Source organism: Qipengyuania vulgaris (genome assembly GCF_009827325.1).
In the GTDB taxonomy this organism is placed as follows: Bacteria; Pseudomonadota; Alphaproteobacteria; order Sphingomonadales; family Sphingomonadaceae; genus Qipengyuania; species Qipengyuania vulgaris.
On the sequence record NZ_WTYC01000008.1, the window covers coordinates 113,498 to 127,910 of the forward strand.

Annotated in this window: 12 protein-coding genes; 2 read left to right on the forward strand and 10 right to left on the reverse strand. The window is 62.9% G+C overall.

What is annotated here, in order from left to right:
* Positions 1-279: 279 nt before the first annotated feature.
* Entirely contained in the window at positions 280-912 is a 633-nt protein-coding gene (locus tag GRI69_RS13435; protein WP_160728784.1) for a tyrosine-type recombinase/integrase, read from the forward strand.
* 298 nt (positions 913-1,210) lie between these two features.
* Here the strand turns inward: GRI69_RS13435 and GRI69_RS13440 are convergent, their stop codons facing one another.
* The 10 genes from GRI69_RS13440 to GRI69_RS13485 are packed head-to-tail and all read right to left on the reverse strand — an operon-like array spanning position 1,211 to position 13,683.
* Positions 1,211-2,044 (reverse strand): hypothetical protein, encoded by an 834-nt coding sequence (locus tag GRI69_RS13440; RefSeq protein WP_160728785.1) that lies wholly within the window; start codon positions 2,042-2,044, stop codon positions 1,211-1,213.
* A complete protein-coding gene (locus GRI69_RS13445; RefSeq protein WP_160728786.1) occupies positions 2,041-2,877 on the reverse strand; it encodes an META domain-containing protein in 837 nt (278 codons plus the stop codon). The genes GRI69_RS13440 and GRI69_RS13445 overlap by 4 nt, the downstream gene beginning before the upstream one ends.
* Entirely contained in the window at positions 2,874-4,811 is a 1,938-nt protein-coding gene (locus tag GRI69_RS13450) for a hypothetical protein (RefSeq protein ID WP_160728787.1), read from the reverse strand. The genes GRI69_RS13445 and GRI69_RS13450 overlap by 4 nt, the downstream gene beginning before the upstream one ends.
* Positions 4,801-5,517, reverse strand: coding sequence for a hypothetical protein (locus GRI69_RS13455; protein WP_237453120.1), 717 nt, complete (start codon positions 5,515-5,517; stop codon positions 4,801-4,803). The genes GRI69_RS13450 and GRI69_RS13455 overlap by 11 nt, the downstream gene beginning before the upstream one ends.
* Positions 5,514-6,746 carry a hypothetical protein gene (locus GRI69_RS13460; RefSeq protein WP_160728789.1) on the reverse strand — a complete coding sequence of 411 codons (1,233 nt, stop codon included), beginning with the start codon at positions 6,744-6,746 and terminating at the stop codon, positions 5,514-5,516. The genes GRI69_RS13455 and GRI69_RS13460 overlap by 4 nt, the downstream gene beginning before the upstream one ends.
* A complete protein-coding gene (locus tag GRI69_RS13465) occupies positions 6,743-9,106 on the reverse strand; it encodes a hypothetical protein (RefSeq protein WP_160728790.1) in 2,364 nt (787 codons plus the stop codon). The genes GRI69_RS13460 and GRI69_RS13465 overlap by 4 nt, the downstream gene beginning before the upstream one ends.
* Complete coding sequence (locus GRI69_RS13470) at positions 9,103-10,374, reverse strand: serpin family protein (protein WP_160728791.1); 1,272 nt, start codon at positions 10,372-10,374, stop codon at positions 9,103-9,105. The genes GRI69_RS13465 and GRI69_RS13470 overlap by 4 nt, the downstream gene beginning before the upstream one ends.
* Complete coding sequence (locus tag GRI69_RS13475) at positions 10,371-11,747, reverse strand: hypothetical protein (RefSeq protein ID WP_160728792.1); 1,377 nt, start codon at positions 11,745-11,747, stop codon at positions 10,371-10,373. The genes GRI69_RS13470 and GRI69_RS13475 overlap by 4 nt, the downstream gene beginning before the upstream one ends.
* Positions 11,744-12,169 (reverse strand): hypothetical protein, encoded by a 426-nt coding sequence (locus GRI69_RS13480; protein WP_160728793.1) that lies wholly within the window; start codon positions 12,167-12,169, stop codon positions 11,744-11,746. The genes GRI69_RS13475 and GRI69_RS13480 overlap by 4 nt, the downstream gene beginning before the upstream one ends.
* Positions 12,145-13,683 carry a hypothetical protein gene (locus GRI69_RS13485; protein ID WP_160728794.1) on the reverse strand — a complete coding sequence of 513 codons (1,539 nt, stop codon included), beginning with the start codon at positions 13,681-13,683 and terminating at the stop codon, positions 12,145-12,147. Before GRI69_RS13485 ends, GRI69_RS13480 begins: the two co-directional genes overlap by 25 nt.
* Positions 13,684-13,844: 161 nt before the next feature.
* On the opposite strand from GRI69_RS13485, the gene GRI69_RS13490 reads away from it, so the two are divergent.
* Positions 13,845-14,378, forward strand: a complete 534-nt coding sequence (locus GRI69_RS13490) for a hypothetical protein (RefSeq protein ID WP_160728795.1) — start codon at positions 13,845-13,847, stop codon at positions 14,376-14,378.
* The last annotated feature ends 35 nt before the right edge of the window (positions 14,379-14,413 follow it).

The window sequence follows — 14,413 nt, forward strand, 5'->3', positions numbered from 1 at the left end:
AGGCCCAGTACTCTTAAGGGAGTGCATCAACAGTCCGGACCTAGCACTGCACCCGGGCCACTGCTTGCTGCGGGTCTCTGGGGAGCCGCTTGCCCTAGAACCAAGCTTAGATGACATCCACAGCTAGCCGCGCGGGATAGGTGGGTAATTGGCGACGCAACTTGGCTTAACATCCGCACTCTGCATTTCTTATATTGAAAGCTGACCTACCGCTTACGGCCCCAGCAGCGACATCCCAGTCGTTCCGTCCTCGGCCAATTCTGGCCGAGGAGAAAGGCAATGGGATACTCACGATTTGATACAATCACGCGACATCGTCCTGCATGGAATGCTGGTAAAAATGTGGGAACGAAGCGTCCGCTGACGCAGAAGCAGATCTGGGCCATTCGCTTTCATCTCGATCGCGAAGGACGATTGAGGGACAAGGCCCTCTTCGATCTCGCCATCGACAGTAAGCTGCGCGGATGCGATTTGGTGAAGATCAAGATCGGTGACGTTGTTGCAGGCGCCGATATCCGCAATCGGGCTACTGTCATTCAGCAGAAGACAAACCGACCGGTGCAATTCGAGCTGACTGTCGATGTTCGAGCCACACTGCTAGCGTGGCTGGAAAGGCGAGGCGGCTCAACAAGCGACTATCTGTTCCCGAGCCGTGTGGACCACGCCGGCCATATGAGTACGCGGCAATATGCACGCCTGGTCGATGAATGGGTGACAGCGATCGGGCTGCGCAAGGCAGAATATGGGACGCACTCACTTCGGCGGACGAAGGCGGCGATGATCTATCGCGCGACGGGCAATATTCGAGCTATCCAGATCCTGCTCGGCCATACAAAGATCGAGAACACGGTGCGGTATCTCGGCGTCGATGTCGAAGACGCCTTACTTCTGGCAGAGCGCACGGAAATCTGACCAGACCTGCGGTCGGTTGGCTAAGCCGACCGGCCGCTTCTGGCCAGCGAGAAGAGCGACGTTACGGCGAATGTGGGGTGGGAAGCTTCCGTTCCGCTTTTAGGAGGCTAAGCCGCGATAGCTGCCGTCGAGGCGAGTACCAGACTCCGGCAGCAACGCGCCTCCTTCTCGGTCATTCGAAGCCTTTTCGCTATCGCTCAAAAGCGGACATCAAATCAGGTTCATGCAGACCGATGGGAATGGTGGCAGGCGCGAGACGTAGTGCCATCCTCTTTGATGCCAAGCCGCCCATACTGCCTCAGAATCCCCAGAACCGGTTGCAGTCGATTGGGTCGAGGCCTGGATCGCGCAGGCGCCTATCGGCATCCCGCTGCGCCCGCTCCATGGCGCAGGCATTGGCGCGCCGCAGGATTTGCGGATCGGTCGCGCCGCTGCGTTCGCCATAGCGACGCAGGGCAGGATTGAAGCGTTCGGGCGAGGCGAATGGATTGCTGACGGTCGTTACGCTCACGACCTTGTGGTCCCCGCAGGCTTCAGCCAATGCCGGATCGGGATCGGAAGGTTCGCCATACCAACCTGTTTCTGCGGTCAGCCCCACACGCACGTTGCCCATCGTATTAGGTTCGTAACGCGATCCGAACGCAAGGTATCCTTCCTCATCTACGACAAGCGCGGTGGAGTATGGAAACTGCACCAGGGGATCGTCATCCCCTTTGCGGTCCAGGAAGAAGCACCCATCACGCAAAACGATTGTATGTTGGCTGCCTAGGTCGAGCACGGCGCCCGCCGGCTCTCGATCCTGCGGGAACGCCCTGATATAGTAGGATAGCTCTGCCGGCATCGCAGGGCGAGCGATTTGCGGCTCTGCTTCAATCGGATCGGGCGGCCATTTTTTGTCGAGATTAGTAAATGGCGGTGGCAAAGGCGCTTCGAGGATCGTGAGGCGGCCGCTCCGCTCTTGTAGGGCACCTGTCGGGATAGGCGCAGGCTCGATACACGCAGCTTCGGCATTGCCGGATTGCATGACGATACGCCCATTCTCGTCAAAGGCGCAAAGCGGCTGTTCCGGCTCGGATTTCGAGCAGGCTACAGCGAGCACGAGGAGAGGTAGCAAAAGGTAAACCCGCTTCATCGCGCCCTGTCTCCCGCAAGAACGTGGTCCCCGCCTGCAATAATCAACTCGCCGTTCGGACCGACGAGGTAACGCGGCCCTGACCGCATGAGGTCGGCGAATGCATCATCAAGGGCAACATAGTCACCCCGGCAATTCTGTTCGGTGCTGGCGATTTCATCACCGACGATCAGGCGTCCATCGCCAGTTTCATATGTGCCAAACAGCGTGGCGCATGATGCAAGCCCCTGCCATGTGTCCGAGGCAAAACGCAGATGCCGTTCGTCAGGACTGGAACTGGCGGTTTCGCCGTCGATCGTGCGGATTACCCATTCCGTGTCGGCCAGCGCCTGGCCCGGCGGATTTGCGACGGGAATACGCATCGGGTCTGGCGAGCGGCTTTGGCCGGTTTCACTGTCCATGCGGGTGAGTTCGATGAAATGATCGTGGGAGCGCAGGCGCAGTGTATCCCCGGACAGGCGGACCTTAGGATAGGCGCGGAACAGCTCGGCAATCGATTCTTCCCAATCGCCCACGCGCCCCGGGCAGGCCATCGCATCACCGCCCCAGCTGTGCACTGCAATCCGCCCGTCGGCGTACAGGGCCGTGCCGCCGAAGGCGTTGCAGCCGACGGAGCCGCCCGCCGCATCGGCCGAGAAGGCCAGATATGGCGCCGGCTCCGACACCGGCAGAGCCTCGCCGCCGATCCGCACGATCCGCCAGCTTCCCTCGACCACTGCCAGGTCAGAGATGGTGGCCGCCGATCGATTATCCGCCGGATCGGCCGCCTGACCGTCGGATGTCGGATGGCAGGCGCAAAGGGCTGCCGCCAGGAGCAGCGCGAAACGTCTCATCGCAGCATCGGCTTCAGGATGACGTCGCCGCCGGGCAGCGGGACGGTGTAATCGGGATTGATCGGGCAGGTGCTCACGCAGATAACGTCTGGGAAGCTGTGCTCGTCGATCCAGCGCACCACCTCGGCCACCGCCGGCTCGGTGATCGGTGTGCCGTCTGGGTTGTTCCCCGGACAGGCGACCGCATGCGCATAAACAATCCAGCCCGCTTCCGAGCGCGCCCTCCCGACTGGCGTGCAGCCATCGAAATAGGCTGTAACCCCGCCATAACCGTGGGGATTGCCAAAATTCGTGCTGCCGTCGTATTCGATCCAAAGACGGGTCGGATCGGCCAGTTCGCGCTCCCCGATACGGGTAATGAAATAGCGGCGCACTGTCGGGTTGCCGAAATTGTCGCTTGGCCGCGGGGGGGCGAGCTCGGCCATTCTGTTGCCGACCGAAATCGCCAGCGCGCGCGCTTCTTCCACCGACGTTCCGGCAAAGGAGGCAGACCCCAGCACATCGACGCCCGCCACCGCCTCGGCCAGCCTGCCATCTTCTATCCGCATTAGCGGTAATGTCATCTGGACCACGCGGGTGTCGAACGACGGTGGATTACCTTCCATCAGGCTGCGCGCCAGATAGCCTGTGCGACTGGCCAGCAGCACCACTTCGGCCCCCGGCTCAGGCGTGATAACAGGCGAGCGGCTCTTGCCGTCCAGCGCGGGCATGCGCACGAGCAGCAAGTCGCCCGTCTGCCTTCCGCCGCGCCACCCTTGCCGCACGCGATAGAGATAATCGAGCGACAATCCGTCGCCGCGATCGACCGGACGAATTCCTTCGAGCACCGCGCGCACGACGATGGGTGCGATGGCGAAGTTTTCGGCGAGGGTCCGCGAAGTGCCACCTGCCGCGGGAACCACCCCGGCGGATTGCGCCTGTGCATATTGCCAGGAAGAAAGCCCTGCGAAAGCGAGGGCGCGGGCATCTGCGGATTGTTCGACACCCGGCTGCCCCTCTCCGCCGATCCCGATGGCCCGCAGGGCGATGCCATCGCGCAGTTCCGGTGCCATGCGCGCTGCTGCTTCGGCCAGCTTCGCAGCCCATGGATGCGGTTCGATTGCCTCAGCCTCGGGAGCGAGTTCGGGAAAGCGTGCGGCAGGGACCAAGGTGGCGCGCTCTCTCCCAATCATAACCGTCATCCGGGTTTCGAACGGTTCGGCGCGGTAGCTGACTTCGCCGGCAAGTTTCGCCAACTCGTCGCCCAGCGTCCGAACTCGGCAGCGTTCACTCATCCGGTAGCGTGATCCACCAGTGCGCACTTCTCCATCGCGGTCGGTGTGCCATCCATTAGAAGCAAAATCGCAGTTTTCCGCATCGACGCTGTATTCTGGTCCGAAGGTAACGCGGGTTAGTTCCTCGCCGCGATAGGGCCTTCCGCGTTGGTCGGCGAGCAGCCACTCACCGCGCACGAAATCTTCGCGCGGGACAGTCGCTGCCACATCGACCTTGGCGAACACCCATGTTTCGCCGCCGCGCTCGATCCGGATTGTATTGCCATCAACCGGAACGATGCGCACTTCACCGGTATCGAACGGGGCTAGCCGCTCCTGCGGATTGCAATGCGAGGCAAGGCGTGTGTAATCGTCTAGCGCGTATCGGCCATCGCCCAGATCGCGCAGCTGGCCCTGCGTCAGCTCACAACCACTGCCGAAGGAGAACATCGGGCTCCAGATGGTAAGCCTGTCTTCCCGCGATACACCCGGCCCGGACACCGGCCGCCATTCGCCGTACAGAGCCTTCACCGCATCGGTCATCGGCGCGAGTCTTCCTGGCTCTGACGACTGCGGCGCAGGCGGCAGCGGCATGGCTGGCGGCTCGCGCGAAGGGCCGGAAGTGGCACAGCCTGAGAGCGCGAGTGGACCAGCGATAGCAACAAAAAATTTAAGGGACATCGACGTAATCCTTGCAAAGATTTTTCGCGTCGCGCGGTCGCGGAGCGGGTGGTGGAGGCGGGGCGGATGGTTCCGGATCCCGCAACGGGGCGACCGGTGGCGGGATAACGGGCGGGCCTTCGCGGTAGCCGGGCGGCGGCACGAATTCGGGCGGTGGCTGCGGGAACATCAGTCCGCATTCCTGCTCCGCGCTCCGCATGCCGACGCTGACCAGCGTTTCCAGCACCGCGTCGCAATCGGCATCGCTGTAGCAGGTCCCCCAGAAGATCGGCTCTTCCTGCTCTTGCCATATTGCCACCGCTGCACTGGTCGCGCCGTCATAATGGTTGGTGATCAGATAGCGCGTGCCGCCATCGGCCAGATGTTTGCGAAAGGCGGGCCGGCCATTGATGGTAATGGGATCGCCCCAATGATCGTCTTCCATCGCTTTTCCGAACTGATCGAGGGCATAATCGAACCGCAGGTCGCCCGAACGCCAGACCAGGTGAACACTGTCGTCCCCCAACGGACATTCGCTCGCACCTTTCGCGCAGGTTTCTGTCGCCCCATCGAAAGTCAGGCCGACTGGGAAAGAGAAGCCGAAACCGTCGAGCGAGATGCCTATGGAGGGTTGCACCTCCGGTTCGGGCACGACGATATCGGTCGGCTCGCTGCAAGCGCAGAGAAACAAGATGGCGGCGCAGGCCCAACTACAACTCAATCTCAAGGTAGAGAGCCCTGCCGATTGCCCGCGCCGCCGTTGAGCAGCCAGATATTGCGCTCGATTCTCTGCATGGTGGCGAAGGTCGAGGCCTCGTCCACGCCCGATAATTGCAACATGTCACCGGTCTCCACATCCAGCGGTCCAACCCGTGCGACGAAGCTCTGGCCAGCGAAACCCTGCGCCTCGCCGTCGACTTCCAGAGCAACAAGGTGCGGCTCGCCCATCGCTTCCCCAGACTTGCGGATGGAAACCGTAAAAGCCTGCGCGACTTCGTAGGCCAGCCCGGTGCCATAGCGCTGCATCGGCGAGAGATGTTCGCGCAGATATTCCGCCCCGCCATGATAGGGCACGCCCACGCGGCCGAGCTGGCTACCGGCGAGATAGGGACCGACCCTCGACAACCACGGGCGGGCCTGTTCTTCGGGCGATGGACGCACTTCCTCGATGAAGCCGCCGCGATCGTAGAAAGCAGCGCGCACCTTGCCGCCGGCGGCGCGGATCGCGCGCTCCGCTGCAACTCCGTCGCTGCCGGGCTCGAGGTGAAGCAGCGTGGGCCCGGCGAGCCCGGGATCGCTACCCGCCGCCGCCAGACGCACCGACCACAGCCAGAAGGCTTCGTCGTCGAGCGACACCGGCACGAAGCCGAAGGCCGGATGATTGGGCTGGATGCTCCTGCCGTCGCTCAGCGCCAGCCTGTCCATCACGCGCCCCTCGCTGTCGCGCATCACGACGTAGAATCGCCCGGTCTGTGCGGAAATGGGGGACGGCGTACACGATGTGACCGGCAACTTCGGCTCAGGCGGATCGGTGCGTTGCTGAGGGAGCAGGCGGCCGACCCATTCCCGATTATAGGCGAACGGAGTGACCTGGCCCGTGTCGCTCGTGAAATGTTCGAGCGGGGCCGAGAAGACCCGCTCGGCCTCGCGATTGACCGTCATCCCCTGCCCGAACACAGTGAAGCGGTCGGCGCTGTTGCCCTTGAGCCGCGCAAGGGTGCGCAGGGTCAGCACGCCGCTCGGCTGCTCGCCCAGGGCGCGAACACCGTCATCCTCGACTAGGACGAGATCCACATAGGTGGCGGCATCGAGCATGACCTTGGCGAAATACTGTCCGCTGGCGTAGCCCACCGGCTCGGGCCGCTGCGTGTACATGCAGGCTTGTGCGGGTGTGCCAAGAGCGACACTGCAGATTGCGGCAGCCATGGCGATGGCCGGGAAGATCTTGCGGATCATCTTACCTGTTGTCCCTTGACGCGATAGGCTTGCTGGATGGGTCTGATGCGGGTGCGCAGTTCTTCGACCGGGATGGGCCCGGGATAGAGGCTGACGGGCCGCGCGACCCCCTTTTCATCGATCCGGGCGGGCGAAATCCAGGGGATCGAGATGTACCAGTCGCCCTCGGTCCGCGCCGCGCCTTCGCCGCCGTGGACGTGGGCCATATGGCGATAGAGCGCGTCGTTGAGGTGCAACACCCAGCGCGATCCCGGTTCGAGCGACTGCGGCAGACCGGGGATCAGGAACGGCTCGTCCATCCCCTGACCATAGACGAACTCGCCCGCCTCGTTCGCCCGCTCGCCCGATGCCATGCGCTGGCGCAATTCGGTTCCCGGGGAGGTGTCGCCTTTGATATTCTCGATGACCCTCCAGCGGACGGACGAGAAGAACCCGTCGGGCCCCGGATCCCTGAGGTCGATCCCGACCGGTTCGGCGATGACGATATCGGTCGCGGTCATGGCCCGCTTTTCGAGCGTCTGCCGCCCGTTCATGTCCTCGAGCGCGGTGACGGGATCGAACCCGGCCCGGCGCAGCTCCTCGATATCTTCCACACCGATGCCATAGGCGACCAGCATGTGTGTGCGCTGCAGCGATCCGGCTTTCGAGGGCTTGCGCATGACCTCGCGCCATTCCGTCTGGCCCGGTGGCGGCGGTTCGGAAGTGGCAAAGGCCGTATCCTCGACGATGGCCCGGATGGCTGCAAAATCGGGATGCGCCTCCAGTGGATACCAGATCGCTTCAGGGTCTTCGCGGCGACCGGGGATGTCGGGGTTGAAGAAGGGTTGCTGCCAGTCCGGTTCGACCCGCATGAGCGCCGGCCAGACGATCGCATCGCGCTGGCTTACCGCAGCAATGGCCATCAGGTCGGCAGGGCGGACGGAAACGAACCCTTGAAGGTCGTCGATCCTCACTTCAGCGGCGATATCGGCGGCACGTAATTGTTCCTTGATCGCATCTTTCGCTTCACGCAACGCACTGGCGCCGTGCGGGACTTCCTGTGCGGTTACGAAAGGAAGCAGAGCGGCAGGAGCCAAGGCCTCCTTCCTGGTGCCGGCGGTGTGGAAGATATGCGCCGTGCCCTGCCCCTCGTCGACGTAGATCTGTGCAACCACATCGCCGCGCTCCAGCATCACGCCGTCGCGCCACGCCTTGAGTTCGGCGACCCGCGCCATGTCGGCCTCGTAATCTGCGATGGCAGCGGCCCGGCTTCCCAGTTCGTTCTGGCGCATGGAAATGGCACTCTCGCGCGCGGCTGCTGCCCATTGTTCGTAAGGCTGAATGCCGCGCACGACGCGATAGGGACCGAGGCAGCCTTCATTGCCGACGACATTTTCCGGCGGCGTGACTTCGCCCGGCTGCAGGCCGGTAAGGACCACGCGGCTGTCCGCATAGACCTTCGCGCCGGAAAACAGGCTCGTCACGGCTACCCGCTGCGGATCGGTCAGGTCGAGCGCCATGTGCCGCTCCCACACGGCGATCTTCGGCTCCTCGCCTTCGGGATAGAGCCACAGGCAATTGTCCCGCAGTTCGAGCCGCGCGGGCACATCGGGGACACCCACGAGCGTACGGATACCGCCATCGGTGCGATTGGGAAATTGCGGAAAGCCCGTCACGCGCGTGTCGCCCGCAGGTTTCGGCGGCGGGGCGAGAGGGAAGGCAGGCGGCTCTTTCAGGATGACGTAGTTGGGCAGGTCCAGTTCCCCGCGCTCCGCTGCCGCACGGATCGGCGCCGCTTCCTGCGCGAGATCGATCTCCACCGTGCCCGTCATCTCGCTCGCGCCCGCGCCGTGCCAGGCAAAGCCGAGACGGATGAGATCGTTGACGATCCGGTCCTGCGTATCGCGCAATTCGATCAGCGACGGGCCGGGTCGCTCGACGGGGAGGTAGATCGGATCGCTGGTATATCTGGCCAGCGTCGCCGCCGCATCGCGGGTGAAGGCCACGGCGATGCCGTAGGTCGGCTCGTGCTGGATCCACAGCCCGGCGAAGGTGTCCGGCTCCTTCTCGCGCAGCAGCCCCTGAAGCGAGCCGGGATCGGCGTCTGGCGGACCTTGCGGGCGTGGCCCCGGTTCGTCGCGCGGTCCGATGGAGCCGCGCAGCTGGATCTGGAAGCGCCGATCGGCCTCCTCCACGCTGACGCAATAGGTGCGGGCGTAAATCGCGGTTTCCGAATAGGGCCCCTTGAAATTCTCGATCCCGTCGATTTCCTCCGCCGTGAGATTGGGGCAAGTCTCGGACAGTGGTTTTTCGTCCTGCGCATGGGCAGCAGGGGCGTGCGCCAGCACCATCAGGCTGGCGGCAGCAAGGAGGTGTTTCATTCGGCCTTCTCCACTGGATCGGGGTCGGCAATGCGCCCGAAAAAGATCAGCGCGCCGCTGGCCCGGTCGCGGATGCTCAGCAGGAACGGGCGATCGACGATCATCGACGGCACGTCCGGCATGATGCGCGAACCGGTCACGACGATCTTCACTGACGTCACCGCCGCTGCCTCCGTCCCTCTCTCGTTCACACGGAGGAAGGTTGCGTGCGCGACATCGTCGATCGCGAGCGGCGCGGCAGCCATACCGGAGAAGTCTGCGCAATTGTCGCTGAAGGCACAGGGTATGCCCGCTGCGATCAGCGCCGATTTCACGCTGTCATCGAAACGCGCCTCGAACCGCGGCAGGCGGAGCAGGATTTCGCGTTTCTCTGCCGCGCCGAGATCGAACTTGCCGTCGCTACCCTGCGTGGCGAGATTGAACGAAAGACCGTTCAGATCGCGTTCCCAGCGGCGCAGGGTCGCCATGTCGCGTGGCAGAAACACTTCCATGGTGAAGCGCCCGTCCTTGCCATAGGGCAATTGCACCGCTTGCCCCTCACGCGTTTCGCGGTAGGCCATCGGCGCGATGCGTTGCATCATGTAGATGGGCTTCCTTGTCCCGTCGCCGCGGGTGAACTCGCCGGTGGAGCCGTCCTCGAACGGCACTGACCAGTTTGCCTTGAACCATACCGCATTAGTGAGCACGGCGGCGGTAAGATCGTTGAACCCGGCGGGGTCCACGATGCTGCTAATCCGCTCGCGGGTCTGCTCGCTGACCCAGCCGTTGATCGTCGCGGCAGAACCCAGCGGGTCGCCGCCGAAATCGACCGCCCGCGCCGTCGCGCCAAATCCGTCCCTAACCGTCCGCAGATAGTCCGGCGAAAACGTCAGGCGATCCGACAGCCACAGCGCATTGGCGACCGACAAGGCCACCTTGTCGTCTCCCGTCCGCGTCAGAAATCGATTATAGTCCTTTACCAGCAGTTCGGGCCTTGTAGCAGCGTCCCAGCCCAGCAGGGCGCGCATTTCCGCTTCGGTCTGGCCGCTTGCACCGGGCAAAGCGAGGCCGATGCCTTCGCTCAGTGACAGCGGCGAGATAAACAGATCGTCGTTCAGCTCTGCCGCTTCGGCGAGCACGGGATAGAGCCTTGCCGCGAGCTGCGCCTGGCCGGAGGTGATGTCGTAAGAGGTGGCCTGCTGTGTACCTTCAGCGACGGAGCGTGCGGGCGTGGTCGTGCAGCCGGTTGCCAGCAGCACGCTGGCCGCGCCTGCCAAGAATGCTCTCATTTATCCTGCTCCAGAAATTCGGCCAGCCATTCGGGCAGTGGTCGCAAGTATCCTTCCGGCGTACGGCACAGCCCGGACACGAGGCTGGTGCCCGCCGGACATTCGGATGCGTCCATCACCGGGCGCGGTGGTATGTCGACGGTCATCGCGGCGGTGATCGGCGGCAGGGCGATGCCCTCTTGCATCACCTGTTGATTGGCCGCCTGCCGCCGGTCGAGCCATGCCATCGCGCGTCGCGCCTGAGCTTCACCAAGGCCATAGCTGCTTTGCAGGCGTCGCAGCGCATTGGCATTGTCGTCCACGGCACCCTGCCGCGCCAGCGCATTGGCGCTTTCCAGGCCTTCAACCTTGATGACCTTGCCCCGCCCGCAGGCGGCGTGGATCGGATCGATCAGTTCGGGGATATCCACCTCGTAAACGGAGCCCATGAAGGTCAATGTCTCGCCCACGCGGGCATAACGGGGCGTCTCTGCCGACCCGAATGCGAGATAATTTGCGCTGTCCACGAACAGGCGCGCGCCGAAGGGGAATAGCACCAGCGCATCATCGCGGTCGGCAGCGCGGAAACAGCCATCGTTCAGCACCACTTTGACTTGGCTGTTGATGGCATTCAGCGCGCCTGCGGGCCGGTCATGGCGCGGGAAGATGCGGATATGCGGTGCAACGGCGACGGGAACGGCCTCGTCGCGCACAGCCGCACGCGGCGGACTGCTGATGGGAACAACAGGGGCGGCGCGAAAGACCAGTTCCACCTGCTCGGGTAAGGTCACGCCCTTGCGTTTGGCCAGCGACCGGAATTCATCCTCCGAGACAATGATCTCGACATTGACCGTCTGCGAGCGGATGCCCGTCCCCTGAATCACGCGATCTTCCCGAAAGGTCTCCCACATGAAGTCGGCGGCGGCCATCAGCTCTTCCTGCGACCAGCGCACGGTCTCGCCGCGAAACGTGGGATTGCGGCTATATTTACTCAGCGTGGCAGGACCATCACGCAAAAATTCGAAGACGACACCGAGTTCGCCTTCATTGTCATAATGCAGGGTCTGGAAATTTCCTCGCTCTTCCCTGCGCAGTCGCTCTGCAAGCGCCTGAACCTCGTCCATCACGCTATTCTGATAATCGGCGACGCGCATGAATTCCGCATCGGCAGCATCCTGATCTGCCGTGCGCGGTGCGGGCGGTGCTGGCTCGACAGGATCGAACGCGGCAGGCGGTGCTGACAAGATCGTCGCAAAGCCGTCCGCGTTGAAGTCTGCCCGGAACGGCTGTGACGGTTCGGAAACGTCCCCTCCCGGTTTGCTTGCGGTGCAGGCCGCCAACGTCATGGACGCGCTCAATACCGCCAGCCGGGCAGCGGCCCCTCGAAACTTCATTCGGCAACCTCTTCCATTTTGTGCAGCCGCATAACATTGCCCTTCGGGCATGCGCGCGGGATGCTAACCCCATAGAAACGCTCGATATAGGAAATCGGCCATCCCTTGCCGTTCTCGCGCAAATTACCGCCGGCGCCCTGCATCTTGTGGCCAAATTGAATGGTGTTGCCGGTGCGCGGTTCGTAGAGTCCGTCGCCGCTCTCGGTGAGGACGACGTCGGGATCGAACAGCACCGTAAAATTCCGCTGATAGCTCGGAGCCACGATGCACCCGTCGCGAATTTCGAGCGTGCCGCGATAGAGCGCTTCGCCCGCAAAAGCGTCGCGCGCGATAGTGATCGGCCGCGGCTGTTCGCGCGCGCTCTGACATGCAGCAAGCAACAGCGCGCCCGACACAGCTACCAGTCTGCCGGTTGTCGGCATTCGAAAATCTCCGGCCCCGAATAGAGATAGATCGGCCCGTCGCGGTTGGGGTAAATCCACAAATCGGGCAGCCCCTCACGCTCGGCGACGATGCGAAAGCCGGGCAGCACCATGCCTTCGTCGATAAAGCCGTTGGGATGATCCCACAGCGCCGCGCCTTTATCGGCCCAGAAAATCATATTGGATGAGTGATTGGTTGCGATGAGAACCTTGGGTCGCTCGGACGGATCACGCTCTTCGAATCGGCACACACCATTGCGCGTTGGCTGCAGCTTTTTGGGCGGAGAAGGCGGGCGGAGCGGTTCTGTTGCGTGCGTAATCCGGGCATCGGGCGGCAGTGGCGGAGGCGGAGGCGGCACGCCCGGATTGCCCCAAATGCCATACTGCTTCGCGCATTGCGTAGGGTGCGCGCGCGTGCCGCGCAGACGATTGTCCGCCATCGTCTGTTCCTGTTCCAGCAGGCAGGCATTGGCGCGGCGCATCGCTTCGGCGCTGCTGATCCCTTCGCGGTCACGGTATTCGCGAACGGCGAACCAGTCGTTGCCATAGCCTGCCGCCTGGTCGGCTGAACTCACCGCTACCACGCGATGCGATCCGCACGCGGCGATCAGGCCTGCGGGCGGATCGGGCACTTCCCGCTGGTGGCCCAGCTGCAGCCGCGTGCCCACGCGCCCCAGCTGTCGCTGGTCCGACGAATTGCGCGGACGGAACGCAAGATAGCCTTCGTCATCACGATACAGCCCAACGGTGAACGGAAACATCGCCAGCGGATCATCGTCACCCGGGCCATCGATAAACAGGCAACCATCGCGCAGCACCACCGCTTCGAATGTGGCGATGTCGGGCGTCGGGCCGACGAGCCGTTCTTGCTGCGCATAATAGCGAACGGCTTGTTTCGCATCGGAGGAAACCGCTGGCAGTTCCGGATCGGCGCGGGGATCGAAGCGAAGAAGCAGGTTGGCTGGAATGGCCCAGCCCTTCTCTTCCTGCAAAGCAACGAACTCTGCGCGAGACATGGTAATGGTCAACCACGGCACGCCCATATTGCCGAAGCCGGGTGAGGCTCGCTCGATACCTATCCGCTCTGCCCAGCCGCGCACGACCCGATCCTGATCCGCGCGCGAGAACCCGGCCATTGCCGCGCTGAACAGCGGATCGGAGGTGTAGCGTGAAAGCGACGCCGCCGGATCGCGCAGGAAGAAGGCAATGGCGCGAACGGTGCCGATGCCGTCATTTTCCGGCCCGTCGGTCCAGCGCCAATCGATCCCGCCGAAATTGCCCATCTCGCCGCGCTTCAGGCGGCGCAGCATCGGCAGGTGCTGGTTTTCCAGCGCATCGGCAAAGCGCATGCGCCGGTCTTCGATAGTCGGCACATAGGTGTCGGGGCCAGGCTGTGTGATCGGCGTATAGGGCGGCGCTTCGACGATCGAGGCGTAGCCGTCACTATCTGCACCCGAATGCTGTGCGGAGCAAGCCGCCAGAGTGGCGCACAGGATAACAGAGAGCCGAATCAATACATCACCTCCTAATGTGATGATGTATCATGGTGCATTCTCGCTGAACGGCACTGAAACGAAATGTTTTCTTGAAAACAAAAGCCTCCGCTTATGGTGGATACTCTGGATCCGGGATACCCCGTTGAGCGTAGTCTCCTTGGACTTTTATGTATTCGGGTGTGAAGATCTCTCGCTTCATCTGGCTGGTTTCAGCTATTGCCGCAGTCCTCCTTGCGGCCGGGGGAAGTTGGTATGCTTTTTCGCCGAGACTGGCGGTTGCGGCCCTCAGCGATTGGGAAGCTGCGCCCGAAGAGTTGCTAGCCCGGTACGACCGACCGCGCGTGCGAGCAGCATTCGAACGGCAAATGTTACCTCAGGTCGATACCTATCAGCCCCCATATACGAAGGGCGTCGTACTGGATGCGATGTCGGACCCGCGAGCAGTTAGGTTGTTCATCAACGAACCTTACGGCGAATGGCAATTCGCAGCAGCAGCCGGATTGCCTGAAGATTTTCCCGGGGGAGAGCCTGCGGGCCCCATGCCGCGGATAATGGAAACTACCGACAGTTGGTCACTCGAATGGTCTGGACTCAATGAAGTTGTTGCGACACCGTCAGGCCGCAACGAAGTACGTGGCAACAGTTATCGCTTCGAGCGGGATGGCCTCAGCTGGCGTCTGGTTGCCATCGATCTTACCGTGCCTATCCGATGAAAGGCCGTGAAGGGCGCCACCAAGGTCGTTGATGG